Consider the following 25,597-nt stretch of genomic DNA (forward strand, 5'->3'; position numbering starts at 1 on the left):
GCGACCGTCAAAGACGGTTAAATGATGCGGAACTGTTGCGACATAGCAACAAGAGTGTCCTGGCGGACACCCTTTCTGGTTCGCTTAGTTGCCGGGAAGGTCAGGCGTTGAGCACCTTGCCGTAGGCGTCGAGCACGGCTTCCTTCATCATTTCGGACAGCGTCGGATGCGGGAAGACGGTGTGCATCAGCTCTTCCTCGGTGGTTTCGAGGTTCATCGCAACGACGTAGCCCTGGATCAGCTCGGTGACCTCGGCGCCGATCATATGCGCCCCGAGGAGCTGTCCCGTCTTCTTGTCGAAGATCACCTTGACCAGGCCCTGGTCCTCGCCGAGAGCGATCGCCTTGCCGTTGGCGGTGAACGGGAAGCGGCCGACCCGGATCTCCCGTCCCTGCTCGTTCGCCTTGGCCTCTGTGAGCCCCACGGAAGCGATCTGGGGCTGGCAGTAGGTGCAGCCGGGGATCAGGCTCTTGTCGAGCGCGTGCGGATGCAGGCCCTTGATGGCCTCGACACAGATCACCCCCTCGTGCTCGGCCTTGTGCGCTAGCATCGGCGGCCCGGCGACGTCGCCGATCGCGTACAGGCCGGGTACATTGGTCTTGCCGAGCCCGTCGGTGACGATGGTGCCGCGGTCGAGCTTCACCCCGAGCTTCTCCAGCCCGAGATTCTCGACATTGCCGACCACGCCGACCGCCGAGATCACACGGTCGAATTCCTGCGTCTCGGTCTTGCCGGTGCCGGGATCGATGGTGGCGACGACGCTATCGGCCTTCTTGTCGAGCTTGGTGACCTTGGCGCCGGTCAGGATATTGATGCCCTGCTTCTCGAACCGCTTGCGGGCGAGCGCGGCGATCTCGGAATCCTCGACGGGCAAGATCTGCGGCAGCACCTCGACCACGGTGACTTTGGCGCCCATGGTGTGGAAGAACGAGGCGAACTCGATGCCGATTGCGCCGGAGCCGACCACCAGCAGCGACTTCGGCATCACTTCCGGCACCATCGCCTCGAAATAGGTCCAGACCAGCTTCTTGTCCGGCTCGAGACCCGGCAACACCCGCGGCCGCGCCCCGGTGGCGACGATAATGTGCTTGGCCTGATAGCTGCCCGGCGGCAGCGCTCCCTTCGGCGCCTCGGTCTTGGAGGCGCTGACCGTCAGCTTGCCCGGCGCGTCGATGGTCGCCGCGCCCCAGATGATCGAGATCTTGTTCTTCTTCATCAGGAAGCCGACGCCGTCGTTCAGCCGCTTCGACACCCCGCGCGAGCGCTGCACGATCGCCTTCGGATCGAACGAGATGTTGTCGGCCGACAGCCCGTAATCCTTAGCGTGCTGCATGTAGTGATAGATTTCCGCCGAGCGCAGCAGCGCCTTGGTCGGAATGCAGCCCCAGTTCAGGCAAATGCCGCCGAGATACGACTTCTCAACGATCGCGGTCTTGAACCCGAGCTGCGCCGCGCGGATCGCCGCGACGTAGCCGCCGGGTCCGGAGCCGATGATGATGACGTCGAAGGAGGTGTCAGACATAACTAAACGCTTATCTTCTCACCCCGAGGGGAGGACGCGAGCCAAGAATTACAATGCCGGAAAGACCGGAACGATCCCCCTAGAACATAGTGGTTCACTTCGTTTTCTGGAGAGCTTCCATCATGTCGGCGAAGCCCTTCCAACTGACAAAATAGTGCGAGCCTTTCGAATTCTTCGGATACCACCGAAATCCGCCTTGACTCACATGCAGCTTTCCGAGCTTCGACGTTCCATCTTCAGCCACGAATACAAGCGCGCGCTCCTCACGTCCGAGTTCATGCTCGCTTAGTGAAACTTTGACTGTCTTCTTTGCCATAGCCCCCTCACACCATCATCATCACGGGATTTTCGATCAGCGTCTTGAAGGCGCCGATCAGTTCGGCGCCGAGCGCGCCGTCGACGGCGCGGTGATCGCAAGACAGCGTCACGCTCATCATGGTGGCGATCTCGATCTTGCCGTCCTTGACGATGGCGCGCTGCTCGCCGGTGCCGACCGCCAGGATGGTGGCATGCGGCGGGTTGATCACCGCGGTGAAGTCCTTGATGCCGTACATGCCGAGGTTGGACACCGCGGTGGTGCCGCCCTGATACTCTTCGGGCTTCAGCTTGCGGGCCCGCGCGCGCGCGGCAAAATCCTTCATCTGCGCCGAGATCGACGACAGCGACGCCGTCTCCGCGCTACGGATGATCGGGGTGATCAGTCCGCCCGGCATCGCCACCGCAACGCCGATATCGGAATGCTTGTGCTTCAGCATCCCGCCTTCGGTCCACGACACGTTGGCGTCGGGGATGCGCTGCAGGGCGATCGCCATCGCCTTGATGATGAAGTCGTTGACTGACAGCTTGTAGGCCGGCTTGCCGTCCTTGTCCTTCGGCGCGGCGGCATTGATGTCCTCGCGCGCGGCCAACAGCCGGTCGAGGTTGCAGTCGATCGTCAGATAGAAATGCGGGATGGTCTGGGTCGATTGGGTCAGGCGCTGCGCGATCGTGCGCCGCATGCCGTCGTGCGGCACGACTTCGTAGGAGCCTTCCTGATACAGCGCGCGAATTTGCTGATCGGACATCGCCGCTGCGATCGCAGGACCGGCCGCAGGCGCCGCAGCCGGAGCCTTTAGGCCACCGCCGGATTTGGCCTTCTCGACGTCGCGGGCGATGACGCGGCCATGCGGGCCGGTCCCGGTGACGCGGGCGATGTCGATGCCGGCGTCCTTCGCCAGCCGCCGCGCCAGTGGCGAGGCAAACACGCGGCCATTCGCTGGCGCCGTAGCCCCCTCACCCGCCGCCTGCGGCGGCGACCTCTCCCCGCTGGGGAGAGGTGAAGGCGGCTGTGGAGCCGGCTTTTGGTCAGCCTTGTCCTGTGCGTGCGAATTGGCCTCGGCCTTGTCCCCCGCGGGGCCGGCTCCCTCTCCCCTCTGGGGAGAGGGTTGGGGTGAGGGGGCACCGCCGGCACTGGACTTACCGCCCGCCCCCGCAGCTTTCACGTCCTCACCGTCCTCGGCGAGCACCGCGATCACGTCGTTGACTGGAACGTCCTGCGTGCCTTCGGGCACCAGGATCTTCGCCAGCGTGCCCTCGTCGGCGGCTTCGACTTCCATCGTCGCCTTGTCGGTCTCGATCTCGGCGATCACGTCGCCGCTCTTGATCTTGTCGCCCTCCTTCTTCAGCCACTTCGCAAGGTTGCCCTTCTCCATGGTCGGCGACAGCGCGGGCATCAGAATGTTGATCGGCATGAGGGCAGAACCTTACTGCGTCCGTTCGGTGGTCGCGCCGGCGTCGGTCGGGCGCGAAAGCTCGGCGTCGAACATATCGACGATGCGCTCCAGCGCCTCGTCTTCGGTGTATTCGCTCTCCCGCGCATAGGCGCGCGCGGCGTGGCGGGCGATGTCGACCAACAGCAGCCCCCACATCTCCGGATCTTCGAACGCGCGCATGAAGGCGATCGACAGACCGCCGTCGAGCACGAAGGCGCGCAGCACCTCGATCGCGTCTTCGCGGTTTTCGACGTCGGGCGGCAGCGGCTGTTGCTTGGGTCCGGTCATGGGCTCACCGATAGCAGACGGCCTTGGCGGCCTCGACCACCTCGGCGACGCTGGGCAGCGCCAGCTTTTCGAGATTGGCGGCATACGGCATCGGCACGTCCTTGCCCGACACCCGCGTCACCGGCGCATCCAGATAATCGAACGCGTGTTCCATGATCCGGGCGGAGAGTTCGGCGCCGACGCCGTTCTGCTGCCAGCCCTCCTCGACCGTCACCGCGCGGCCGGTCTTCTTCACCGAGGCGATGATGGTGTGGGTGTCGAGCGGACGCAGCGTGCGCAGATCGATGACTTCGGCCTTGATCCCGTCCTTGGCGAGTTCGTCGGCGGCCTTCAGCGTATAGGTCATGCCGTGCGACCACGAGATCAGCGTCACGTCGCGGCCTTCGCGGACAATCCGCGCCTTGCCGATCGGCACGACGTAGTCGTCGAGCTTGGGCACTTCGCCGGACTGGCCGTAAAGCATCTCGTGCTCGAGGAAGATCACCGGATTGGGATCGCGGATCGCGGCCTTGAGCAGGCCCTTGGCGTCTGCGGCCGAATACGGCGCCACCACCTTGAGGCCCGGGATCTGCGCGTACCAGGCCGAGTAGTCCTGGCTGTGCTGCGCGGCGACGCGTGCGGCCGCGCCGTTCGGGCCACGGAACACGATCGAGCAGCCGAGCTGGCCACCGGACATGTACAGCGTCTTCGCCGCCGAGTTGATGATGTGATCGATCGCCTGCATGGCGAAGTTGAAGGTCATGAACTCGACGATCGGCTTCAGCCCTGCCATCGCCGCACCGACGCCGACGCCGGCAAAGCCGTGCTCGGTGATCGGCGTATCGATCACCCGCCGGTCACCGAACTCCTGCAGCAGCCCCTGGGTGACCTTGTAGGCGCCCTGATACTCTGCAACCTCCTCGCCCATCACGAACACGTCCGGATCGCGGCGCATCTCCTCGGCCATCGCGTCGCGCAGCGCTTCGCGGATCGTCATCGTCGCCATTTCGGTGCCGGGCGGAATCTCCGGATCGCTCGAGGGCGAGACGGTCGGCGCTTCGGGCGCGTGCTGCGCAGGAGCCGGCGCGGACTTGGCCTGCGCGGCTTCAGGCTCCGCCGCTGGAGGAGCCGATTGCGCGCTCTTGGTCTGCGCCGCCGGATCGGCCGCCTTATCGGCATCTGCGGCGCTCTCGCCGTCGCCGAGGATGGTGGCGATCGGGGTGTTCACCGCGACGTCGTTGGTGCCTTCGGGGATCAGGATCTTGCCGAGCGTACCTTCATCGGCGGCTTCGACTTCCATCGTCGCCTTGTCGGTTTCGATCTCGGCGATCACGTCACCGCTTTTGACCTTGTCGCCTTCCTTCTTCAGCCATTTCGACAGGTTGCCCTTCTCCATGGTCGGCGACAGCGCGGGCATCAGAACTTGGATTGGCATTGGGGCTCCGCAGTCATTCGGTCAGGCGCAGGCGCGCCGCGGGGCGGCAGGACGGACGGGATCAGCAATACACATCGGTGTACAGCTCGGACGGATCGGGCTCGGAATCGTGCTGCGCGAAGTCAGCGGACTCGTTGACGATCTTGCGGACCTCGGCGTCGATCGACTTGAGATCGTCCTCGGTCATGTCGAGCGCGAGCAGACGCTTGCGGACCTGCTCGATCGGATCCTGATCGTTGCGGACCTTGTCGACTTCTTCGCGCGAGCGATACTTCGCCGGGTCCGACATCGAATGGCCGCGATAGCGGTAGGTCTGCATTTCGAGAATGAAGGGGCCGTTGCCGGCGCGGCAATGCGCCACCGCCTTGTCGCCGGCTGCCTTCACCGCGCGCACGTCCATGCCGTCGACCTGCTCGCCCGGAATGTTGAACGACACGCCGCGCTTGGAAAAGTCGGTCTGCGCCGAGGAGCGCGTTACCGAGGTTCCCATCGCGTAGCGATTGTTCTCGATCACGTAGACCACGGGGAGCTTCCACAGCTCCGCCATGTTGAAGCTCTCGTAGACCTGGCCCTGATTGGCGGCGCCATCGCCGAAATAAGCGAGGCAGACGCTGCCGTCGCCGCGATAGCGGTTGGCGAAGGCGATGCCAGTGCCGAGCGAAACCTGCGCGCCGACGATGCCGTGTCCGCCGAAGAAATTCTTCTCCAGGCTGAACATATGCATCGAGCCGCCCTTGCCCTTGGAGTAGCCGCCGCGACGTCCCGTGAGCTCGGCCATCACGCCGTTGGCCTCCATGCCGCAGGCGAGCATGTGGCCGTGATCGCGATAACCGGTGATCACCTGATCGCCGTCCCGCAGCGCCATCTGCATGCCGACGACGACGGCTTCCTGGCCAATGTAGAGATGACAGAAGCCGCCGATCGCACCCATGCCGTAGAGTTGGCCCGCCTTCTCTTCGAAGCGGCGGATCAGCAGCATCTCACGAAAAGCGCCGAGCTCCTGTTCCTTGGTGAAAGGCGGCACGTTCGATGGTGACGCTCCTCCGGCCTTGTCGTGTGCTGTTTCCTTCGCGGCGCTCTTCTTGGGTGCAGCCATGGCGATTCCGATAAGAGATGAGATGAGCCTCTCTATCGTAACTTATAGCGCCTTGAAAGGATCGCTATGTCGCTGCGCGCAAATCAATATGCCGCAGTGCAGCGACACGAAACTTTCGAAATCGTTCGTCCAGATTTTTGGAATTTGCGCACTCAGCGCTCGGGCAGCATCCGCACCAGATCAGCCGGATTGGCGAAATCGAGCTGATAGCGCACGCGTTCGTCGAGCATATCGGGATCGATCCGGTCCGAGCGCAGCAAAGAGACTCGCTGCTCGGCCTCGGCACGCTGCTGGCGCAGTTGCACCAGTTCGGCGGTGAGCGCGGTGATCTCCTGGTCGAGCTCCTGCTGCGCCGTCAGGCCATAGCGACCGGTGTAGGCGTTGACGCCGAAATAGCCGATCACGGCGGCGGCGATCGCGTACAGCGCGATGCCGGCGAGGATCGATTTGAGACGACTGCGGGTGACCATACCGCACCATCGGACGGCGCGGTTAACGCGCGGCTAACGCCGCGCAGCGTCCCGCCCGCTTTGCAGCCAGCGGGACGCTGTGCGGCGGCCGTTACTTGTGCTGCTGGGCGACGAAGCCGGCGAAGGCGTCGATGTACTTCTGCAGGAACTCGCGGAGCGAGTCCTTCACCAGCGTACCGTCCTCGGCGAACGCATCGGCAATGCCGCCGACATAGGCCTCCGGCTGCTGCAGCGTCGGCATGTTCAGAAACACCAAGCACTGGCGGAGATGATGGTTGGCGCCGAAGCCGCCGATCGCGCCCGGCGAATTCGACAACACCCCAGCCGGCTTCTTGTCGAAGCAGCTCTTGCCATAGGGGCGCGAGCCGACGTCGATCGCGTTCTTCAGGACCCCGGGAATCGAGCGGTTGTATTCCGGGGTCACGAACAGCACCGCATCGGACGCCTTGATGCTGTCGCGGAACGCGGTCCAGTCGGCCGGAGGTGCGTCGGTCTCGAATCCTGGTTGTACATCGACAAGCCGTGCAACGTGACGATGTCGAGCTTCAGTGAGTCGGGCGCCAGCTTGGCGAGCGCCTGCGCGGTGCGCAGTGAATATGCCTGGTTGCGCAAACTGCCGACGACGGCGGCGACGCGATATGGTGGAGCCATAGAGAATTCCTCCGGTGCAGCAATGGAAACATGCTCGCGGCGAGCCTAGCCCGCCGCGATGACGGGGAAAGCGCGAGACGCCGATAAGGTCACCATGATGACGCGGTTTTGATGGCCGACCGCGCCTGCATCCGGCTGGGCCGGCGGCCCCGCTCGCCTCTGCCGCCCTATTCGGCCACCGCGCGGTTGCCCAGCACCTCATGGTTGTGCGCGCCGAGCTTCGGCGTGGCGAGCTCGGGATGCGGCCGTTCGCCGTCGAACACAATCGGCAGACCGGCGACCTTGAGGCCGGTATCCGGCATCGTGCGCAGCAGATCGACCGCAGCGAGCTGTTCGGTGGCGGCGAGCTCCGGAATATCATTGACCGGACTTACCGGCACCCCGGCGCTCTTGAGGGCCGCGAGCCAAGCAGCGGCGCCACGGGTCTTCAGCACCCCCTGCATCATCGCCACCAGCTCGGCTCGATGTGCGGCGCGATCACGCACCCGCGCAAACCGCTGGTCGGTGCTCCACTCCGGATGGCCCAGCACGTCGGCACAGCGCGCGAACAGCCGGTCGTTGCCGGCCGCAATCACGATCGGACGGTCGGCGGTCTCGAACACCTGGTACGGCGCCAGCGTGCCGCTGGCGGTGCCGTGGCGCACCGGTGCCTCGCCGTCGAGCAGATAGCCGCTGAGCGACATGTCGACCCAGCCGACCGCGGTGTCGAACAGCGAGGTATCGATCACGCAACCTTTGCCGGTAACGTGGCGCTGCTGCAGCGCAGCGAGCGCACCGATCACGCACCACTGCGCGGTGGCGCGATCGTTGATCGGCGGCGCACAGAATATCGGCGGATGCTCGGGACTACCGGTCAGCGACATCACACCGCCATAGGCCTGCAGCAGCGGATCGAAGCCCGGCTCCTTGCTCAGCGGACCGGTTTTGCCGAATGCCCACACCGAGCAATAGATCAGCCGCGGGTTGACTGCGCACAGCACCTCCGGACCGATCCCGCACGAAGCGACGACACCGGAGCGCAGGTTCTGGATCAGGATATCTGCGTCCTTGACCAGTTCCTTCAGCCGCACGATGTCGTCGGGGTTTTTGATATCCAGCGTCACCGAGCGCTTGTTGCGATTGTAGGTGTGAAACAGCAGCGAGTCGCCGTCGACGAAGGGCGGGCCCCAATGCCGGGCGTCGTCGCCGCCGTCGTGCTTCTCGACCTTGATCACCTCGGCGCCCATGTCGCCGAGGATCATCCCGGCCATCGGCCCGGCGATCGCCTGCGCGATCTCGACCACTTTGATTCCGGCGAGCGGTCCACCCATTGCAATCTCCGATTTCGTGTTAGGTTTCTTGGCGCGCACTGTTTCAGCGGCGCAAGGCAAATTGCAAGTGGCTAGCAGAAGCGGAGCGCACAATGGTGACTGCCGAATTTCTCATTACGTCGCTGATCGTCGTCGCCTCTCCCGGAACCGGCGTGCTCTACACCGTGGCCACCGGGCTGTCGCGCGGGCCTCGCGCCAGCGCGATCGCGGCGTTCGGCTCGACCATCGGCATCGTGCCGCATATGGCCGCCGCGATCCTCGGTCTCGCCGCCCTGCTCCACACCAGCGCGGTGGCGTTCCAGACCTTCAAATATCTCGGCGTCGCATATCTGCTCTACATGGCGTGGAAGACGCTCGGCGAGCGCGGGCCGCTCAGCGTCGAGGGTGCTGTCGGCGCTCCCTCGGCCCTGCAGATGACGGTGACGGGCGTCCTGATCAACATCCTCAATCCGAAGCTGTCGATCTTCTTCCTCGCCTTCCTGCCGCAATTCGTCTCCGCCGACGATGCCCATCCGCTCGGCCGCATGATCGAGCTCAGCGGCATCTTCATGCTGATGACATTCGTGGTGTTCGTGATCTACGGCCTGTTCGCCGCCTGGCTGCGCGACCACGTCATCACCCGCCCGCAAGTGATGACCTGGATCCGCCGCAGCTTCGCTGCCGCCTTCGTGGCGCTCGGCGCCAAGCTGGCGACGGCGGAGCGATGACGTCAGTTACTAAGCTGATCGTCTCACCACCGTCATGCCCGGGCTGGTCCCCGGCATCCACGCCTTACGGCGGTTCAACAAAGAAAGACGTGGATGGCCGGGACCAGCCCGGCCATGACGAAGGATATCACCTTCGCTAATTAATGCCGTCAGTCAGGTCCGCGCGCGGATCTCGTTGAGCAGAAAGTTACCGAGCCGCTTGCCGCGATTGCGCAGCACCTTGAGCGGCCCCTGGTCGACGAAGTAAGTCAGCAGAATGCTGTCACGCGTTTCGACGCCCGCCGGGACGGTGTCGGCCGAATGCCAGCTCTGCTTGTCGACAGCAAACGCGTAGCCGGAGTTCGGCGCGAACTTCATCTGCCGCGCCTTCGGCATCGAGCCGTCGGGCAGCACGTCATGGAAGATCGTGCCGATATCGGTGTGGGCCTCGTCGCGCGGCAGATAGAGCTGCACGGTGATGCCCTTCCAATGGGTATCGGTGTGCGGCGTGATCTTGTAGCCGGGAACGTCGCGGGTCAGGATCGGAATCGGAAACATCCCGACATGCTGCGCGTCCGGCCCAAATCGCTTCTCCAGCGCCGGCGCCAGCTTGCGCCGAAACGCGTCCTTCACCGGCTCCGAGCACAGCGCGTCGCCGACCATGCGCCAGACCGAGCGCTTCTCCGGCGGCAGGTGTCGGATGTATTCCGGAAACAGGTCGATCTTGACGCGCGTGTGGGTGCCGTCAGCGAGATCGTTGCCCTTGCTGCGGCCGTGCATCGGCCGATAGTCGGTGTTGCGCGGCAATGCCTGAAGCATCGCGGCGTACACCAGTGCGGGGAATATCCCGACGAATTCGAGGTGATAGAACGGCTCCATCACCACAGCGGCGGACTCGATCGCCCCGACGATGTGATTGATCAACGCGGCGGTCGCCTCCGCCAATTCCGACGGACGCTGCTCGGCCATCTGATCCATGAAATCTCCGCTGGGCTGCTTCGCCTTGTTGAGACTAGCTAGCAACTACGATCAGCACCAGCGGATTTCGCACACCCGATGGCAGCTATGCGCTGGGGGCGATCAGGAATTTCTCCCCGGTCGCGCGCTTGTTATAGACCGCGATGGCATCGAGGCTCAGCGCTTCCCTGAGCGACACCGTCCGCGTGTAGTGGCTGGCGAAGGTGGTCTTGATCTCGGCGGCGACGCGAGCACGGAGCTTGGCCGCATCGGCAGCGCCGATCTTCTGCAGGAACGGGAACAGCAGCCAGCCGCCGACCGCCCAGGCGAAGCCGAAATTGCGCACGATCTCGGTCGGCTTGGTGTCGAGACTGCCGTAAATGTAGACCTGCTTCGGCACGTTGGAGCCGTAGCGGCTATAGGGCCCGGTGGCAGTCTTGCCGATCGCCGCTTCCATGCAGCCCAGGATCTGGCCGGCGAGCCGGCCGCCGCCGATTGCGTCGAACGCGATGGTCGCACCGGTCTTGACCAGCGCCTCGGTGAGATCATCGAGGAAGGTCGGCGCAGTGGAGTCGACCACGTACTTGGCGCCGATCTCGCGGAGCAGCTTGGCCTGCGCCTCGCTGCGGACGATGTTGACCAGATCGATGCCGTCCTTGAGGCAGATCCGATTGAGCATCTGGCCGAGGTTGGAGGCGGCGGCCGTGTGCACCAGAGCCTTGTGACCTTCCCGCTTCATCGTCTCGGTCATGCCGAGCGCCGTCAGCGGATTGACGAAGCACGAGGCGCCTTCGGCCGCCGTCGTGCCGTCCGCGAGCTTCAGGCAATCGGCCGCCTTGATCAGGCGGTATTGCGCGTACATCGCGCCGCCGATCATCGCGACGGTCTTGCCGAGCAGCGCCTGTGCCGCGTCCGAACTGCCGGCCTTGATCACGGTGCCGGCGCCCTCGTTGCCGACCGGCATCGACTCGTCGAGCCGGCCCGCCATCGCCTTCATGGCGGCTTCGGGCACTTTGGCAGTGATCACCGGCGCATCGGGCGTGCCGGACGCTTTCGCCGTCGACATGTCGGCGGCGCCGAACAGCAGGCCGAGATCGGAGGGATTGATCGGGGTGGCTTCGACCCGGACCACCACCTCATCGGGGCCAGGCTCGGGAATGCTCACCGGCACCAGCGAAACTTCGAGGTCGCCGCTCGCTTTGATCAGCGAGCGCAGTTGCAGTCCGGTGGTGTCACTCACGCGTCTTCTCCCTGCTTGTTGTCAGCGCGGCCGCACCTTGGGACAGCCGCGCGCAGGGTTCAAGGCCGCGTTGATAACCTATCCGTCATTGCGAGGAGCGAAGCGACGAAGCAATCCAGTTCTGACATGCAGCCCCTGGATTGCTTCGCTTCGCTCGCAATGACGCGGTTCTAGTTCAGCGGAACGCCTTCAGCGCCGCCTTGCCGGCGTAGTGCGCGTGAGCGCCGAGCTCCTGCTCGATGCGCAGCAACTGGTTGTACTTGGCGGTACGGTCGGCGCGCGCCAGCGAACCGGTCTTGATCTGCCCGCAATTGGTGGCGACCGCGAGGTCGGCGATAGTCGAGTCCTCGGTCTCGCCCGAGCGATGCGACATCACCGCGGTGTAGCCGGCCTTGTGCGCCATCTCGACGGCAGCGAGCGTCTCGGTCAGCGTGCCGATCTGGTTGACCTTGATCAGGATCGAGTTGGCGCGGCCGTTCTTGATGCCATCGGCCAGACGGGTGACATTGGTCACGAACAGATCGTCGCCGACGAGCTGGCACTTGGCGCCGATCAGATCGGTCAGCTCCTTCCAGCCGTCCATGTCGTCTTCGCTCATGCCGTCTTCGATCGACACGATCGGATAGCGCGCGACGAGATCGGCGAGGTACTTGGCCTGCTCGGAGCGCGAGCGGGTCTTGTTCTCGCCGCCATAGACGTAGGAGCCGTCCTTGAAGAACTCGGTGGCGGCGCAGTCCAGCGCCAGCATCACGTCGTCGCCGGCCTTGTAGCCGGCCTTGCCGATCGCGGCCATGACGAAGTCGAGCGCGGCGTCGGCCGACGGCAGGTTCGGCGCGAAGCCGCCTTCGTCGCCGACATTGGTGTTGTGGCCGGCCTTCTTCAGTTCGCCCTTGAGGGTGTGGAAGATCTCCGAGCCGCAGCGCAGCGCGTCGGCGAAGGTCGGCGCGCCGACCGGCATGATCATGAATTCCTGGAAATCGATCGGATTGTCGGCGTGCACGCCGCCGTTGACGATGTTCATCATCGGCACCGGCAAGGTGCGGGCCGACGTGCCGCCGACATAGCGATACAGCGGCATGTCGTAGGACGCAGCCGCCGCCTTCGCCGCGGCCAGCGAAACGCCGAGGATCGCGTTGGCGCCGATCCGGCCCTTGTTCGGGGTGCCGTCGAGTTCGATCATGGTCTGATCGATCTGCACCTGCTGTTCGGCGTCCATGCCGCCGAGCGCGTCGAACAGCTCGCCGTTGACCGCCTCGACCGCCTTCTGCACGCCCTTGCCGAGGTACCGGGCCTTGTCGCCGTCGCGCAGCTCGACCGCCTCGTGGGCGCCGGTGGAGGCACCCGACGGAACCGCGGCGCGGCCGACCGAGCCGTCCTCGAGCACCACGTCGACTTCGACGGTCGGGTTGCCGCGGCTGTCGAGAATTTCGCGGCCGATGATGTCGACGATGGCGGTCATGAATGCCTCTTGATCGGATGGAGGGAAAGGAGTTGCGCCGCTTCTACAGCATGGCTCCGGGCACGAAAAGGCCGCTCGCCCGCTCCATGAGGCCCGACGAACGGCGAACGCACCGGTTTTGCAACGGATTCCCCTGCCCCGGAAAATGCTCTAGGACGGCGGTAACGGAGACCACAGTTTCAAGCCATGTCGAAAACGCCCCGCAAATCCGCCTCCTCCCCGTCGCTGCAGCTCGGCCAGGCCGTCGAATGGCCGGACCGGCCGGAAGCCGCTAAGCTCGACCGGGTGCCGAACCCGCAAAAGGACACCAATTTCCTGGCCCGCTTCACCGCGCCGGAATTCACCTCGCTGTGCCCGGTGACCGGCCAGCCGGACTTCGCGCATCTGGTGATCGATTACGTTCCCGGCCCGTGGCTCTTGGAGTCGAAGTCGCTGAAGCTGTACCTCGCCTCTTTCCGCAACCACGGCGCTTTCCACGAAGACTGCACCGTGGCGATCGGCAAGCGGATCGCGACCGAAATCAAACCGAAATGGCTGCGCATTGGCGGCTACTGGTATCCGCGCGGCGGCATCCCGATCGACGTGTTCTGGCAGACCGGCAAATTGCCGAAGGACGTCTGGGTGCCCGACCAGGGCGTGCAGCCGTATCGCGGACGAGGTTAGGATCTAGCGACTGGGGCGATTTTCACGAAAAGTGACGTGCTTGTGGCCGACAAAATTGACCACGGCGCCGCCAGCGATACCGGCGCCGTTTGCAACCGCAGCAGCGAATGCGGAAAGCAGCAGCAGGATCAGCGCAACTTCCACCGCCAGCGCGCCGCCGATACTCACAATTGCGCCGGCAAAATTCACCCGCACAAAGTCCCGCAGTTCTGCGAACACCGCACGATGGCTTGAGCGCGGAAACGCCCAGTAACGATAGATTACGAAGCCGCAGGTCATCCGGACGACCTGCGCAACCGCCACGGCACCGCCAAATTGCAGAACGTGGTTGAGCGGAAATCGCACGAGCTAGTTCACGAGCGCGGCGCTCCCACCCGCAATCAGAAACCGGACCCTGAGATCGGCAAAAATCGTAGTCACAGAGGAACCATTCCGGCCCAGGCGGCGACAAAGCAAAGTCCGAGAGTGGACGCGAGGCCGAGGCTGGGCGGATCCCGCACCGCGAACACGACCGGATCGTCTTCCATGAGCCCGCGCTGGCACATCATCCAAACCCGACAGATGAACAGAAACAGGACGACCGGGAACCCCCACAACCACAAAGGATTCCCATAGAAGCTCTGACGGAATGCATCGTTGATGATGTAGAGTACGAGGATCAACACCGCACACATTCCGGTCGATACGCCGACCGCCAGGATCAGAGGAAGGTCGGCTGTCAAGTAGCCGCGTCCGCGAACTTCGTTGCCACCCCGCGCGATCACCCGCGCAACTTCCGTGTGCCGCTTCGCAAAGCTCAGCGACGCGAACAAAAACATCGAGAACACCAGCAACCAAGACGAAGGTGGAGCGTCGCTGGCCAGGATGCCGATACCGAGGCGAAGGGTGAATAGGCTTGCCAGCGTGAACCCGTCCAGGATGGGCACCTTCTTCAGCTTGAGCGAATACGCCAGGGTACAGGCGACGTACAGCGCCGTCGCCGACAGTACGCTCCACCCCCCGAGACTAGCGAACGCGAAGCCGCCTGCGATTCCGATCGGCACAATCAGCCCGCCTATCAGAACGGGGAGTCGCCCGCTGGCCAGCGGGCGGTTTCGCTTCGACCAATGCCGGCGATCGTCGGCGAGGTCGAGAACGTCGTTGACGACGTAGGTTGCGGAAGCCGCCAAGCTGATCCCAATGAAGGCCGCAGCGGTCGCGACCACCGCGGTGACGTCGTTGAGCTTACCGGAGAGGATCAGCGGCACGAACACCAGCAGGTTCTTGGCCCACTGATGCGGCCGCAGGCTCTTGATCAGCATCTTCCAGCGGTTCGCTCTCGGGAATATCCGCGCGACATCGGCCGCCTTGCGAGCCGCAGCGATGACAGAGGCCGGGGCTTCAACAACGATCGCATGATCCGCCGCGCGCCAGACCGGTAGATCGGCGCGCGAGTCACCAGCGTAATCGAAGCCGTTCTCAAACCGCGCCGAGAGAACATCCGCCTTGGTTGCGCCTTTCAGATTGGTGTGTCCGTCGCTGGCAATTACGCCCGACACGAAGGGAATTCGAGCTGCCACTTTGCTGGCGATCGTTATATCGGCCGCGGTGGCGATATAGACCGGCCGGCCTTCGACAGCTCGATCGGCTGCGTAGGCCAGCAACTCATCGTTCAACGGCAACGACTCGACATCGACCTCTGCGCGCTCGGCCAACCGCTGCTTCAGTACCGCGCGTCCCTGCCACATCCAGATCAACAACATCACGATCTGCAGAGGGTGGCGCCTAACGAAGGCCAGCGCGGTTTCGACCAACAGATTGCCGCGCAGGATCGTGCCGTCCAAATCGAGCACTAGCGGTCGAGGTTCGACTGCGACTTGATGCGACGGAGCCCGGCCATCGAGACGTTGTGGGTTGAGCGACATCTCAGCTCCCCATACTCGGAGAGGCCATGTTCCGGCGATAGAAGTCCCAACAGTGATGCAGCGGCAGCCGTTCGAACTCCGCCTTCAAGACTACGCCAAAGACGGCTTCGTTGGCGTTCACGTCGATCTCGCATCGTGAGACAAAAACGCCGTCCGCATCGGCGAGATAACGGCTGGCCCCGGCCTCGGTCAGAACCTGCATTGTGCGTCCGACCTCGATCGCAATGGACGTGCCGCGCGCAGGGACAAGACGTAGCATCAGCGCGAATGGATCGGCGAAAGAGAGCGTGGCGTAGCGATGGGCAAGTTCATGGTAGCCACGCGCTTGGAACTCCTTGGCCGCCTCCACGGCGCTATGCGCCCAGAACAACCGGGACGCCGAAGCGTTGCTGGTCGGATCGGGATCGATGAAGAACCGCGCTCTCTGGATGTCGCGTGCGGGTTCGAGCCATTGCCGGCTGATGTGGTCAAATAGCCGCGCACCTTCGGCCGTGGTCCTAGGCACCCGTGTGCCGGGCAGCAAACGGGCGAGCTCGTCGCCGTCCACCGCCTCTCGGGTGCGTGTCGCCTCAGTGAAAGCGCGCTTGACCACCGTGTCCACCAACGGCAACGTCACAGCCGCGAGCAAAAGGCTCGAGACGACGACCCGCGGCGTCGATCCCGCCCACGTATCGGCGCGGAAAAACACTGCGGTGGCTGCGATCAGTCCGAGACCGCCGGTGTTCTGACTTTCCGCCGCAAGGGCGGCAGCCACCAGCAGGCAGGCATCAACGGCAAATGCTTCCTGAGTAAAAAATCCGGCTGCGACGCCGAACGGACCGCGGAGTGACCGTTCTGTTGAGACGGCTTTCCACAGCGCCACCAGCACGAGGCCGCTCACCAAAGCCAGAGGCTCCCAGTTGCGGAACGCGGCGAAGAAGATCGCATACAGTGCCCTGCCCTGGTTGACCGCCGCCATATTCAGGACGTCGCCGAAGTATCCGACCACCAGTCCGGACATCGCGTTCACCGCGACCAGCACCGCAAAGGTCAGGACAAGCGCCGAAACCAAGTTCCTCAACGGGGCGCGGCCCAACAGCACGGCCGCTAGTACGACGCCCGCCATCACGATCGCCGTCGTGATCTTCAAGAAAAACAGCAGTGTCAGTATATAAGCGAGCAGCAGTCCGTCGAACCGACGCTTGGGCAGCACGAGCCACAGGCCGCCGAGGAAAAGCAGCGCGGTCGCAAAGCGATTGTAGCTCGCGAAATAGCTGATCTCGGACAAATGCGTGCTGTCGAGGGTCGTCGGCACGAGCACCATCAATGCCGATAAACCCAGCGCCCCCGCAAATGCGAGCCCGGAGCGGAAACGCGGTGCGAGCACCACCAACGCCGGCAACATGAGCAGCCATGCGAGGGCATGCAGACCGACGAATGGATTCCCGTTCGGCCACAGTCGAACAGCGGCGGCGGTCAAGTACAGCGTTGCCGACCCGATCGGCGAGACGAAGTCGACGTGTGGAATTTGATTCAACGAGATGCGGTAGGCGCCGTCGAGCAAGAAGAGCCAGTCCCAGATCGCTCGACCATAAGGAATCGTCGTGACGAGCGACGCGAGTATGACAACCGCTGCACCCGACAGCACCAGCGCGCCGATACGCATGCTAAGTACCGTCGCGGATAGGATAGGCCGAGTGCTGGAAGTGGGAGCTATTAAGTCGGTCGATGCCATCGGCTCACCTTCACATCGAGGATCTCGCCTCGCTGTGATAAAGGCCGCCCGCTCGAAAAGGAATCAAGCTTCGCCGAAGCCTGCAAAGTCTTCACCGTTTACCTTGATTTAATTGGTAAACGTCCGGCGGGCTCGGTTTCGTTTGTGTCAATCCGAGGCGTCTCTGTCCGCACTGTCCCGCCGTATAACGCGGCCGCGGCGGCGCACTGCGGAACAATCAGTTTCCGACCTCCACCGTCACCGCATCAGCCGGCGGTCGCGGCTTGAGGATGCGCGCCAGCACCAAGCCGAGCATCGCCATCGTCAGCGCGGTCAGCATGAGCGTCGCGGACTGGCCGAGGTGCGACAGGCCGAAGCCGTAGGCGATCGGACCGGTGGTCTGGCCGATGAAGAAAAAGAACGAGTGCAGCGACATCGCGGTGCCGCGCGCGGTTTCGGTGAGTTCGGAGGCGAACACCTGGATGCAGCCGTGCAGCATGTAGAACCCCATCCCCATCAGGACGAAGGCGAACATCTGCGCTTGCCAGTGCGGGCCGAGCATGATCGCCGCAAGTTGCAGCGCGACCAGCAGACCGCCGCCGATCATCATGCCGGTGGTACCAAGCCGTGGCAGCAATTGCGACACCGTCAGCGTGTAGATCAGTCCACCGATCGCAAACCCGGCGATCACCAGGCCGGCAATCGACAGTCGCTGCTCGCCCTGTTCGTGCAGGAACGCCGCAACGTAGGGAAACACCCCCATCACGCAGGTGCCTTCGATGAACACCGCGCTGAAGCAGATCGCCGCGTTGGGATTTGAGAAGATCGTGCGATAGCCGCGTCGCAGTGCCGGCAGATCCATTTCGTCACGACGCGGCGGCATGTTTGCGGAGCGCGCGGCGAACGCCACCGCGATCGCTGCGGCGACCACCAGCAGCCCGAGGATCGCCAGCACCCCGCGCCAGCCGAGAAAATCGCCGATTACGCCCGACGCCGAGGCGCCGAGCAGATTGCCGGCCATCGAGCCGCCGAGCACGCGGCCGATCGCGATCTGCCGCCGATCCACCGTGACCAGATCGGCCGAGAGGCCGAGTGCCACCGGAAACACCCCGCCGGCGCCGATGCCCGCGAGAATGCGGCAGACGAACAGCACCGCGAATGACGACGACAGCGCACCGAGCAGATTGGCGAAGCCGAGCAGTGCCAGGCAGACGATCATCAGCCGCGCTTTGCCGAACAGATCGCCGAGCGCGCCGATCGCCGGCTGCACCACCGCGAAGGTGAAGGCGGTGACCGCCGCGAGCCCGGCCGCGGTGGTGATCGTGACGGTGAAATCGTCGGCGATCCGCGGCAGCACCGGATCGAGCGCGCGGGTCGAGAGCGAGGCCGCGAAGCTCGACAATGCGATGATATTGAGCGCCGGCGGCAGCCGCGACGATGAGGCTGCACGACCGGCTGGTGGCATCAAATGGCCCCGACCGTGGACCGCTTCTTGGCCAGCGCGTCGAACTCCATCAGCGTCTTGATGAGCGCTTCGAACTCGCGCAGCGGCACCATGTTGGGTCCGTCGGACGGAGCATGGTCTGGATCGGGATGCGTCTCGATGAACACACCGGCGACGCCGACTGCGACCGCCGCGCGCGCCAGCACCGGAACGTATTCGCGCTCGCCGCCCGACGAAGTCCCCTTACCGCCGGGTTGCTGCACCGAATGGGTGGCGTCGAAGATCACCGGTGCGCCGGTGGTCTTCGCCATGATCGGCAGGGCGCGCATATCCGACACCAGGGTGTTGTAACCGAACGACGCGCCGCGTTCGGTCACCAGCACCTTGAGATTGCCGGCGCTGGTGATCTTGGCAACGACATTGCCCATGTCCCACGGCGCCAGGAACTGGCCCTTCTTGACGTTGACGACCTTGCCGGTCGCCGCCGCAGCCAGCAGCAGGTCGGTCTGCCGGCACAGAAACGCTGGAATCTGCAGAATGTCGACGGCTTCGGCGGCTCGCGCGCATTGCTCGCTCTCGTGCACGTCGGTCAGCACCGGCAGGCCGAGATGATCGCGGATCTCGGCGAAGATCGGCAGCGCGGCGTCGAGGCCGAGGCCGCGCGCGCTGGCGGCGCTGGTGCGGTTGGCCTTGTCGAACGAGGTCTTGAAGACGAGGCCGATGCCGAGTCGGGTCGCGATCTCCTTCAGCGCCGAAGCGACTTCGAGCGCGTGACCGCGGCTTTCGAGCTGGCACGGGCCGGCGATCACCGACAGCGGCAACGAATTGCCGAATTTGACGTTGCCCGCCACGACGCTGGTCGCGGGCGCAATGCTCTTGTTCACCGCACTGTTCCTTGTTCGAAGATCAGGGTCGCGCCGTACACATCCGGCACCACCAGGCGGCCGACATGGCGCGCCGCCGGGACCTTGTGGTCTCGCAGCCGCCGTTCAACCACGGCGAGATCGTCCGCGGCAATCCGTAATCCGACCAAGCTCGCGCCCTCGCCCACCGACGGAACCGTGACGCCGTATTGGTCGCGCAACGACACCGGTTCGACGATATCGATGTCACCGCGGCCAGTGCCCGCAGTGACACCGATCGACGACGACCGCAGATCGCGCGATCCGGTGAAGGCTCCAAGGAAGATGTGATGATCGGTCGGATTGTCGGCGACCATCACCACCGCAGTCACGGCGCGGGCGCCGTTGGCGTGGGTCTGAAACTCCGGATTCCAGAAGTTCTCTGGATAATGGTGCTGGCAAGCGGCGAAACCGGTCTGCGGCGACAATGGATCGCGCGCAAACGCCAACGAGAATTGCAGCTTCACCACGCTGCCGTCGGGGCGCCGTCCCTCCCGGCCGAAGCTGAACAGATCACCAACCGCGATGCCTGCGGCGGTGAACCGGCGCAGGTCGGCTGCCGCATCGTCACTGGCGAGCAGCAACATCGACAGCCCTTCGCGCACCGCCAAGTAATCACGCTGAAGCGCTCCGAACGACAAGGCACCGTCGCGCCGCGGGGGGATCTTGTCGGGCTCGCCGATCGTCAGCAGCTCGATGAAGAAGCGATCGAACTGCACGATGCGGTTGTGCGTCCCCCAGGGATGAACATTGCGCGCGCCGACGGTGAAGCCGAGCCGCTGATACACGTCCGCGGCCGCGTCGAGATCGCGCACCGCGTGAACGATATGGTCGAGACCGTTGGGCATGAACGAGGCCGTCATTGCAAGGAGCGCAGCGACCAAGCAATCCAGCCCCGTGCTCGGCGCTGGATTGCTTCGCTTCGCTCGCAATGACGATCGAAACTGATGCTCATCCGAATTACTTCAGCGCCGAAAACGAGGTCGGCACCAGCAACTGATTGGTGATGCTCTCGACGATCTGGCCGTCCTTCTCGGTCTCGGCCTTGGCTGCGAGCCATTCCGGATCGGTGGCGAACGCGGTCCACTTCTGCTCGCGCTCGGCCAGGCTTTCCCAGGCCAGCAGATAGGTCAATTCCTGATTGGAGGCGCCGACCAGCGTGGTGAAGAACCCGGCCTGGCGGATGCCGTGCTTGTCGAACAGCTTCAGCGTGATGGTCTCGAACCGCTTCAGCACTGCCGGCAGTTTGCCCGGCACGCAGCGATAGACTCGGGTCTCGTAGATCATCAGTTCTCCCCATGCTCGGCGAGCTTATAGCGGTAAGCCACGGGGCTTGTCTTGCGTCACGCGCAGGGAGCAGAGTTGCGCCTGCAGCGAACAGATTGTACATACAATATCGGACTTCGACCCGGCCAAGGATGCGATCAACCGCGCCAAGCACGGCATTTCGGCCATCGTTCGCGACGGAGCGGTTCGACTACGGCGAGGATCGATTCCGTGCCTATGGTGACATCGACGGACTTGCCTATTGTCTGGTGTTCACGTTTCGCGACGGGCTTCGTCCGATCAGTCTGCGACGCGCCACGACAAGGAAATGAGGCGTCATGCCCCGTAAGCCCATCGAGCCAGTGTTCGACGACAACCCGGAGTGGACCGCTGAAGATTTCGCCAAAGCGACTCCCGTAAACATCATGGCCAGAGATCTGACTTCGGAGTTCCTCGCGAAAATCCCGAGCAGACGTGGTCCCCAGAAGGCGCCGACCAAGGTGCCGGTATCGATCCGGCTCAGCGCCGACGTGGTGGCCCACTACAAGGCGACCGGGCCCGGCTGGCAGTCGCGGATCGACGACACGCTCCGCAAGGCCGCGAAGCTGAAGACTGGCTAAGTGCTCCGCACCACCTCTATCCCAGTCCGAAGCTGCCTCAGCGCGGCTTAGGCGGGAGTTCACCCGCGGTCGCCGCAATCTGCGGATCGACGAGGGTCACTCTGGCGCCCGGCTCGGCGCCGAACAGTTTCCTGAAATGCTCCGGTCCGAGCAGCTTGGCTGCTTCGTCGATGAGGTGCTGGTTACGAGCGTTCAGCGCTTCGGCGCTGGGCTGGCCGGCGCCCGGCCATGGCTGCGCTGCAAACCGCTGCACCTCACCGCGCAGCCGCAACAGGCTGGCCAGCTTCGCCGGCTCGGTCACCAGCAGTTCGGCTGCTCGCCTCTCGAATTCATCCAACGCGATGCCCTCGCCGCCTGTCGCCATCACCAAGCCTCCCGGTTGCGCCCGCGCGGTCAGTTGCGTGCCGCTGCAGGCCGCCACCTTGGCCGACCATGCCGCTTGCTGCAGGCCATAGGTGCCGTAGATGTAGCTCGACAGCGGATAGCCGCGCGCCTTGCTCACCGTCAGAGGCGGCACGGCGCCGTCCGACGTTGCATACAGCACCTGATTGGCCAATTGGTGGCACACGCCGTCGACGCCGTAGGTGTAGATCGTGCCGCGAGCGCCGGGCGTAGTGTTCGAATCGGCGTTGGCCTGCACCAGGCATTGGGCAAGCTTCAGGTTGCCGACCTGCTGGCCCAGCGCCCCGGTCAGATTGACCGGGGTTCCGCCTTGCGGATGAAACGCCCCCCAGCAATACCAGAACGACTGGCCTGCAACGACGACGTCGGCAATGGCGTTATAGGGATGAACCTGATTGTCGTAGCTGGTCACCCAGGTGTGGTCGACCGGAGACTCCGAAGACCAAGCCGGAACCGCCCAGGCATAGAGGCTGACCGACGGTGTCATTTCCATTCCCCCCGAAGAGAAGTCGCGCGACACGTTACGGTTGTGCCCAAAGCATCATCTACCGGGCGAGGAATGTCCACGCGCAAGTCGCAGCCATTCACGGAATTTGCCGATCCCCGAAAGGAGCTGAGTATGACCTCCCCGTCATCGTCGACCGCCGCTGATCGTACCGATGCCGCGCGGGGCATATCGCAAGCACGCTGCCTGTTGGCCGTCGTCCTGGCGCTCGGGACCGCACCTGCGCTCGCCCAGGCCCCCGCCAGCGGCGCGCCCGGCGTCGTCACCGGCGGCAGTCAGGACGTGATGGTGGGCGGCAGGCCGGCAGCCCGCGCCGGTGACGTCACCACCGACGGCGCGATCGTGGAAGGTTCGAAGAACGTCTTCATCAACGGCAAACCGGCCGCGATCGGCGGCAGCCGCACCGGCTGTGGTGGGGTGGTGATCGGCAGTAGCTCGGGCGTGTTCATCAACGGCAAACCGGTCGTACGCACGGGCGACTCCACCACGAACTGCAAGTAACAAGGTCACCCGGTCCGACATGTCAGTCACGTCAACGCCGCGGCATGCCGTCGGCGCCCATTTCGCCGCACGCCTGCTGCTCGCTGCGCTCGCCCTCCCACCGCTACTGCCTACCCTCACCACCGAAGCTCGAGCGCAGCAGCGCCGGGCTCCGACCGAACGCGAATTGGTGGTGAAGATCAACGACGCCTTCCGCTCGCTGCAGGCCGGCGATCGCGACGGCGGTCGTCAGCGGCTCACCGACGCGCTGCGCGCCGTGCGCGGCAGCAACTACGATGCGCTCACGATCCGGGCTTATCTCAGCGCCGTCACTTTCTTCGAGCGCCGACGCGATACCGCGACCGCATCGGAACTGTTCGCGGAGGCCGCGAACACCCGCGCCGCACGCGACAACAGCCCTGACGCAACGACGTTGTGGTTCGAATACGCCCGCTTCCTGGAACGCACCATCCAGTACGAGCGCGGCATTCCGGTCGCGATCGAGGCCGGCAAACGGATGCGAGCGGTCTATGGGCCGAACAGCGCGCAGGATATCGCCGGCAGCGACATCCTCGCGACGCTGCTCACCAACAACGGCGCGGTGGCGGCCGGGCTCAACCTGTCGGAAGAGACCTATCTCGGCGCGCGCAAGGCGCTCGGCGACAAGGAGCCGCTGACCTGGCGTACCGAGAACAACTACGCCGAAGCGCTACGTATGGTCGGCCATCCCGACCTCGCCGCCAAGATCGATGCACCGCTCCTCAAGAAGCGGATCGCGCATTACGGCGTCGGCAGCATTCAGGCGCTGGTCAGCGCCAGCAACCTCGCGCTCGATCATTTGGCGATGGGGAACGAGGCCGAGACCATGCAGGCGCTCGCGCTGCAGAAGCGCTGCGCTGCCGAACTCGCCGATCCCAGGTCCGAACACGTCGCCCAGGCCGACACCTGGATCGCCTACGCCAAGGCGTATTTTCATCCCGACCGCGCGCTGCCCTCGCCCGAGCTGGAGGCAATGGCGCGGGTCAAGGACTGGAACGGCGCGCCGGACCTGCTGCGGATCAAATCCGCGCAGCTCGCCGCCGATCAGTACGAGCGCCGCGGCGATACGGAGCGCGCGCTGGCGCTGCGGATCGATGCGTATCACCGCGCGCAGGAGACGATCGCGCGCCAGCATCCGATCACCTTCGATGCGCTGCTCGGCGTCGCAGTGACCAGGATAAAGCGCGGCGACGCCGACGCGCTGGCGACCTTCAAGGACGTCGAGCAGCAATCGTTTCGCTGGATGCTGCGCGAGGTCGGCACTGCCGGCAACCGCTACGTCGCCGAGACGATGCGCAAGCTCGCCGACGACATCCTGTACGAATACGGCCGCTATGCGCTGATCGATCCGGCAGCGGCGGTCGCTTATGCGGACGCGGTGTCGCGCTGGAAGACCATGGAGGACGGCGAGCGCACGCTGCTGCGGCTGACGCTCGACCGGCTGCCCGACGAGCCGACGCGCGAACTGGCCCGCACGGTGCTGCGGCTGTCCGGCCAGCAGCAGGAAATGCTGTCTTCAGGCAGGCTCGACGACGATGCGCGCGACGTGCTGAAGCGATTGCAGGAGGCGCGGCAGCAGCTTGCTGCGCGTGTCGGCGCGAAGCCGCCGGCCAATGTGCAACTGCCCTCCGTCGAGGACAAGCTCATTGAAACCGATGCCCTGGTCGACTTCTTCGTCAGCGACCGCGGCAGCCGGGTCAAGCCGACCGAGCCGAAGCCGGCGGCGCGGCTCCAGGCGGTGGTGCGGCGCCACGGCAAGCCACCGCAGGTGATCGATCTCGGCCCGCTCGACGGCTTCACTGCGCCGAGCGTCGTGGAGGCCGATCGCGCGCAGCCGTTCCGCCGGCTGTACGACACGCTGATCGGCCCGCTGAAGCCGCAGCTCGCGGGCGTCACGCGGCTGTTTCTGGTGCCGGACGCCGACCTCTACAGCCTGCCCTTCGCGATGCTGCAGGACGGCAACGGCCGCTATCTCGACGAGATCTACGATACCCGCATCCTGACCCGCGCCGACGCGATCGTGTTCGCCGAGCAGGACGACAGGCTGATCGCGGGCAGCAAGGCGGTGCTGGTCGGCGGGCTGGACTATGCCGGCGCGGCCAGTCAGCTCCCTTCGACCAAGACTGAGATCGATCGCATCGCGCCCGATCTGCAGCATCGGGATATCGCGCGCGTGATGTTGACCGGCGACAGCGGCGAGACCGCGATCCACGATAAGGCCGAGGGCGCGGCGCTGCTCCATCTCGCCACCCACGGCTTCTACAAGGCGGCGACCGATCGCACCGACGCGCTGTGGCGGAGCGGCATCGTCGCCGCCCGCCCCCTGCTCGACCGCTCGCCGCGGCGCGACGGCGAAGATGGCGTGATCTACGCCCGCGAATTGATGGACTGGAATCTGTCGGCCGCCGACCTCGTCGTACTGTCGGCCTGTCAGACGGCGCTCGGCGATCCGAGCCGGATCGGCAGCGTCCGCGGCCTGCCGACCGCGCTCGCCATCGCCGGCGCACGGCGCTCGCTGCTGACGCTGTGGGAAGTCAGCGACGCCGGCACCGCCAATTTCATGGCTCGTCTGTATCAGGTGCTCGCCAACGACAATCTCGACTACGCCTCGGCGCTGCGCAAAGTCCGCATCGAGGCGATCCACGGCAAGATCAAAGCCGCCGAAGATCCGTCGGTCTGGGCGGCTTTCGTGCTGTTCGAGAACTGATCAGGCGTGGGGTTGGTGCCAGCCCCACAAACACCGTCATGCCCGGCCTTGTGCCGGGCATCCACGCCTTGCTGACGGAGACGCTGAAACGGCGTGGATGGCCGGGACAAGCCCGGCCATGACGAAAG

Annotated in this window: 25 protein-coding genes and 1 pseudogene; 6 read left to right on the forward strand and 20 right to left on the reverse strand. The window is 64.7% G+C overall.

Going from position 1 to position 25,597, the window contains the following annotated elements; genetic code table 11:
• Nucleotides 1-100 precede the first annotated feature (100 nt).
• From lpdA to M9H71_RS14285, 9 genes and pseudogenes are all read right to left on the reverse strand, one after another.
• On the reverse strand, nt 101-1,522 hold the full coding sequence (gene lpdA / locus M9H71_RS14245; protein WP_455405627.1) for a dihydrolipoyl dehydrogenase: 1,422 nt from the start codon (nt 1,520-1,522) through the stop codon (nt 101-103).
• 94 nt (nt 1,523-1,616) lie between these two features.
• On the reverse strand, nt 1,617-1,838 hold the full coding sequence (locus M9H71_RS14250) for a hypothetical protein (protein ID WP_455405628.1): 222 nt from the start codon (nt 1,836-1,838) through the stop codon (nt 1,617-1,619).
• A 7-nt stretch (nt 1,839-1,845) separates the two neighbouring features.
• Nucleotides 1,846-3,252, reverse strand: a complete 1,407-nt coding sequence (locus M9H71_RS14255; RefSeq protein WP_455405629.1) for a pyruvate dehydrogenase complex dihydrolipoamide acetyltransferase — start codon at nt 3,250-3,252, stop codon at nt 1,846-1,848.
• Nucleotides 3,253-3,264: 12 nt separating this feature from the next.
• Nucleotides 3,265-3,561, reverse strand: a complete 297-nt coding sequence (locus M9H71_RS14260) for a DUF5076 domain-containing protein (protein WP_455405630.1) — start codon at nt 3,559-3,561, stop codon at nt 3,265-3,267.
• Nucleotides 3,562-3,565: 4 nt separating this feature from the next.
• Nucleotides 3,566-4,975, reverse strand: a complete 1,410-nt coding sequence (locus M9H71_RS14265; protein WP_455405631.1) for a pyruvate dehydrogenase complex E1 component subunit beta — start codon at nt 4,973-4,975, stop codon at nt 3,566-3,568.
• A 61-nt stretch (nt 4,976-5,036) separates the two neighbouring features.
• Nucleotides 5,037-6,071, reverse strand: a complete 1,035-nt coding sequence (gene pdhA / locus M9H71_RS14270) for a pyruvate dehydrogenase (acetyl-transferring) E1 component subunit alpha (RefSeq protein ID WP_455405632.1) — start codon at nt 6,069-6,071, stop codon at nt 5,037-5,039.
• Between the two features lie 152 nt (nt 6,072-6,223).
• The gene (locus tag M9H71_RS14275) at nt 6,224-6,541 is read right to left on the reverse strand and encodes an FtsB family cell division protein (RefSeq protein ID WP_107344770.1); all 318 of its coding nucleotides are present in this window, start codon (nt 6,539-6,541) and stop codon (nt 6,224-6,226) included.
• A gap of 91 nt (nt 6,542-6,632) precedes the next feature.
• A pseudogene (locus M9H71_RS14280) lies at nt 6,633-7,192 on the reverse strand (NADPH-dependent FMN reductase).
• A 167-nt stretch (nt 7,193-7,359) separates the two neighbouring features.
• The gene (locus tag M9H71_RS14285) at nt 7,360-8,502 is read right to left on the reverse strand and encodes a CaiB/BaiF CoA transferase family protein (RefSeq protein WP_455405633.1); all 1,143 of its coding nucleotides are present in this window, start codon (nt 8,500-8,502) and stop codon (nt 7,360-7,362) included.
• A 92-nt stretch (nt 8,503-8,594) separates the two neighbouring features.
• Here M9H71_RS14285 and M9H71_RS14290 point away from each other — a divergent pair, with 92 nt between their 5' ends.
• Nucleotides 8,595-9,209 (forward strand): LysE family translocator, encoded by a 615-nt coding sequence (locus tag M9H71_RS14290; protein ID WP_455405634.1) that lies wholly within the window; start codon nt 8,595-8,597, stop codon nt 9,207-9,209.
• Nucleotides 9,210-9,362: 153 nt separating this feature from the next.
• Here the strand turns inward: M9H71_RS14290 and M9H71_RS14295 are convergent, their stop codons facing one another.
• From M9H71_RS14295 to eno, 3 genes are all read right to left on the reverse strand, one after another.
• The gene (locus M9H71_RS14295; RefSeq protein WP_455405635.1) at nt 9,363-10,166 is read right to left on the reverse strand and encodes a hypothetical protein; all 804 of its coding nucleotides are present in this window, start codon (nt 10,164-10,166) and stop codon (nt 9,363-9,365) included.
• Between the two features lie 85 nt (nt 10,167-10,251).
• On the reverse strand, nt 10,252-11,385 hold the full coding sequence (locus M9H71_RS14300; RefSeq protein WP_455405636.1) for a zinc-binding dehydrogenase: 1,134 nt from the start codon (nt 11,383-11,385) through the stop codon (nt 10,252-10,254).
• 175 nt (nt 11,386-11,560) lie between these two features.
• The gene (gene eno / locus M9H71_RS14305; RefSeq protein WP_455405637.1) at nt 11,561-12,844 is read right to left on the reverse strand and encodes a phosphopyruvate hydratase; all 1,284 of its coding nucleotides are present in this window, start codon (nt 12,842-12,844) and stop codon (nt 11,561-11,563) included.
• 186 nt (nt 12,845-13,030) lie between these two features.
• Here eno and queF point away from each other — a divergent pair, with 186 nt between their 5' ends.
• A complete protein-coding gene (gene queF, locus M9H71_RS14310; protein WP_164604962.1) occupies nt 13,031-13,507 on the forward strand; it encodes a preQ(1) synthase in 477 nt (158 codons plus the stop codon).
• Between the two features lie 3 nt (nt 13,508-13,510).
• Here queF and M9H71_RS14315 read toward each other — a convergent pair whose 3' ends face one another.
• From M9H71_RS14315 to M9H71_RS14345, 7 genes are all read right to left on the reverse strand, one after another.
• Entirely contained in the window at nt 13,511-13,852 is a 342-nt protein-coding gene (locus M9H71_RS14315; RefSeq protein WP_455405638.1) for a GtrA family protein, read from the reverse strand.
• A gap of 71 nt (nt 13,853-13,923) precedes the next feature.
• Complete coding sequence (locus M9H71_RS14320) at nt 13,924-15,411, reverse strand: UbiA family prenyltransferase (protein WP_455405639.1); 1,488 nt, start codon at nt 15,409-15,411, stop codon at nt 13,924-13,926.
• A gap of 1 nt (nt 15,412) precedes the next feature.
• On the reverse strand, nt 15,413-17,056 hold the full coding sequence (locus M9H71_RS14325) for a hypothetical protein (protein ID WP_455405640.1): 1,644 nt from the start codon (nt 17,054-17,056) through the stop codon (nt 15,413-15,415).
• 286 nt (nt 17,057-17,342) lie between these two features.
• On the reverse strand, nt 17,343-18,569 hold the full coding sequence (locus M9H71_RS14330; RefSeq protein WP_455405641.1) for an MFS transporter: 1,227 nt from the start codon (nt 18,567-18,569) through the stop codon (nt 17,343-17,345).
• Entirely contained in the window at nt 18,569-19,432 is an 864-nt protein-coding gene (kdsA, locus tag M9H71_RS14335) for a 3-deoxy-8-phosphooctulonate synthase (RefSeq protein WP_455405642.1), read from the reverse strand. Before kdsA ends, M9H71_RS14330 begins: the two co-directional genes overlap by 1 nt.
• A complete protein-coding gene (locus tag M9H71_RS14340; protein WP_455405643.1) occupies nt 19,429-20,298 on the reverse strand; it encodes a VOC family protein in 870 nt (289 codons plus the stop codon). Before M9H71_RS14340 ends, kdsA begins: the two co-directional genes overlap by 4 nt.
• A gap of 112 nt (nt 20,299-20,410) precedes the next feature.
• Nucleotides 20,411-20,737 (reverse strand): NIPSNAP family protein, encoded by a 327-nt coding sequence (locus M9H71_RS14345; RefSeq protein ID WP_455405644.1) that lies wholly within the window; start codon nt 20,735-20,737, stop codon nt 20,411-20,413.
• A 131-nt stretch (nt 20,738-20,868) separates the two neighbouring features.
• Between M9H71_RS14345 and M9H71_RS14350 the strand changes: the two genes are divergently transcribed.
• Together M9H71_RS14350 and M9H71_RS14355 are read left to right on the forward strand one after the other, a co-directional pair.
• Nucleotides 20,869-21,048: a BrnT family toxin gene (locus tag M9H71_RS14350; protein ID WP_455405645.1), complete on the forward strand. Its 180-nt coding sequence runs from the start codon at nt 20,869-20,871 to the stop codon at nt 21,046-21,048.
• A gap of 6 nt (nt 21,049-21,054) precedes the next feature.
• Complete coding sequence (locus tag M9H71_RS14355) at nt 21,055-21,336, forward strand: BrnA antitoxin family protein (RefSeq protein WP_455405646.1); 282 nt, start codon at nt 21,055-21,057, stop codon at nt 21,334-21,336.
• Between the two features lie 37 nt (nt 21,337-21,373).
• Here the strand turns inward: M9H71_RS14355 and M9H71_RS14360 are convergent, their stop codons facing one another.
• Nucleotides 21,374-22,150 (reverse strand): hypothetical protein, encoded by a 777-nt coding sequence (locus M9H71_RS14360; protein ID WP_455405647.1) that lies wholly within the window; start codon nt 22,148-22,150, stop codon nt 21,374-21,376.
• 207 nt (nt 22,151-22,357) lie between these two features.
• Here M9H71_RS14360 and M9H71_RS14365 point away from each other — a divergent pair, with 207 nt between their 5' ends.
• Together M9H71_RS14365 and M9H71_RS14370 are read left to right on the forward strand one after the other, a co-directional pair.
• Nucleotides 22,358-22,744 carry a PAAR domain-containing protein gene (locus M9H71_RS14365; protein ID WP_455405648.1) on the forward strand — a complete coding sequence of 129 codons (387 nt, stop codon included), beginning with the start codon at nt 22,358-22,360 and terminating at the stop codon, nt 22,742-22,744.
• A gap of 19 nt (nt 22,745-22,763) precedes the next feature.
• A complete protein-coding gene (locus tag M9H71_RS14370) occupies nt 22,764-25,469 on the forward strand; it encodes a CHAT domain-containing protein (protein WP_455405649.1) in 2,706 nt (901 codons plus the stop codon).
• Nucleotides 25,470-25,597: the final 128 nt, after the last annotated feature.

Source organism: Rhodopseudomonas parapalustris (assembly GCF_053772255.1).

What these genes read in the sequence shown, in the direction of transcription:
- M9H71_RS14295 (WP_455405635.1), bottom strand. Translation starts at nt 10,166, where the DNA reads ATGGATCAGATGGCCGAGCAGCGTCCGTCGGAATTGGCGGAGGCGACC.
- M9H71_RS14355 (WP_455405646.1), top strand. Translation starts at nt 21,055, where the DNA reads ATGCCCCGTAAGCCCATCGAGCCAGTGTTCGACGACAACCCGGAGTGG.
- M9H71_RS14325 (WP_455405640.1), bottom strand. Translation starts at nt 17,056, where the DNA reads ATGCGTATCGGCGCGCTGGTGCTGTCGGGTGCAGCGGTTGTCATACTC.
- M9H71_RS14250 (WP_455405628.1), bottom strand. Translation starts at nt 1,838, where the DNA reads ATGGCAAAGAAGACAGTCAAAGTTTCACTAAGCGAGCATGAACTCGGA.
- M9H71_RS14275 (WP_107344770.1), bottom strand. Translation starts at nt 6,541, where the DNA reads ATGGTCACCCGCAGTCGTCTCAAATCGATCCTCGCCGGCATCGCGCTG.
- M9H71_RS14350 (WP_455405645.1), top strand. Translation starts at nt 20,869, where the DNA reads ATGCGATCAACCGCGCCAAGCACGGCATTTCGGCCATCGTTCGCGACG.
- M9H71_RS14330 (WP_455405641.1), bottom strand. Translation starts at nt 18,569, where the DNA reads ATGCCACCAGCCGGTCGTGCAGCCTCATCGTCGCGGCTGCCGCCGGCG.
- M9H71_RS14370 (WP_455405649.1), top strand. Translation starts at nt 22,764, where the DNA reads ATGTCAGTCACGTCAACGCCGCGGCATGCCGTCGGCGCCCATTTCGCC.
- M9H71_RS14345 (WP_455405644.1), bottom strand. Translation starts at nt 20,737, where the DNA reads ATGATCTACGAGACCCGAGTCTATCGCTGCGTGCCGGGCAAACTGCCG.
- M9H71_RS14320 (WP_455405639.1), bottom strand. Translation starts at nt 15,411, where the DNA reads ATGTCGCTCAACCCACAACGTCTCGATGGCCGGGCTCCGTCGCATCAA.
- M9H71_RS14265 (WP_455405631.1), bottom strand. Translation starts at nt 4,975, where the DNA reads ATGCCAATCCAAGTTCTGATGCCCGCGCTGTCGCCGACCATGGAGAAG.
- M9H71_RS14285 (WP_455405633.1), bottom strand. Translation starts at nt 8,502, where the DNA reads ATGGGTGGACCGCTCGCCGGAATCAAAGTGGTCGAGATCGCGCAGGCG.
- M9H71_RS14255 (WP_455405629.1), bottom strand. Translation starts at nt 3,252, where the DNA reads ATGCCGATCAACATTCTGATGCCCGCGCTGTCGCCGACCATGGAGAAG.
- M9H71_RS14365 (WP_455405648.1), top strand. Translation starts at nt 22,358, where the DNA reads ATGACCTCCCCGTCATCGTCGACCGCCGCTGATCGTACCGATGCCGCG.
- pdhA (WP_455405632.1), bottom strand. Translation starts at nt 6,071, where the DNA reads ATGGCTGCACCCAAGAAGAGCGCCGCGAAGGAAACAGCACACGACAAG.
- lpdA (WP_455405627.1), bottom strand. Translation starts at nt 1,522, where the DNA reads ATGTCTGACACCTCCTTCGACGTCATCATCATCGGCTCCGGACCCGGC.
- M9H71_RS14260 (WP_455405630.1), bottom strand. Translation starts at nt 3,561, where the DNA reads ATGACCGGACCCAAGCAACAGCCGCTGCCGCCCGACGTCGAAAACCGC.
- eno (WP_455405637.1), bottom strand. Translation starts at nt 12,844, where the DNA reads ATGACCGCCATCGTCGACATCATCGGCCGCGAAATTCTCGACAGCCGC.
- M9H71_RS14340 (WP_455405643.1), bottom strand. Translation starts at nt 20,298, where the DNA reads ATGCCCAACGGTCTCGACCATATCGTTCACGCGGTGCGCGATCTCGAC.
- queF (WP_164604962.1), top strand. Translation starts at nt 13,031, where the DNA reads ATGTCGAAAACGCCCCGCAAATCCGCCTCCTCCCCGTCGCTGCAGCTC.
- M9H71_RS14290 (WP_455405634.1), top strand. Translation starts at nt 8,595, where the DNA reads ATGGTGACTGCCGAATTTCTCATTACGTCGCTGATCGTCGTCGCCTCT.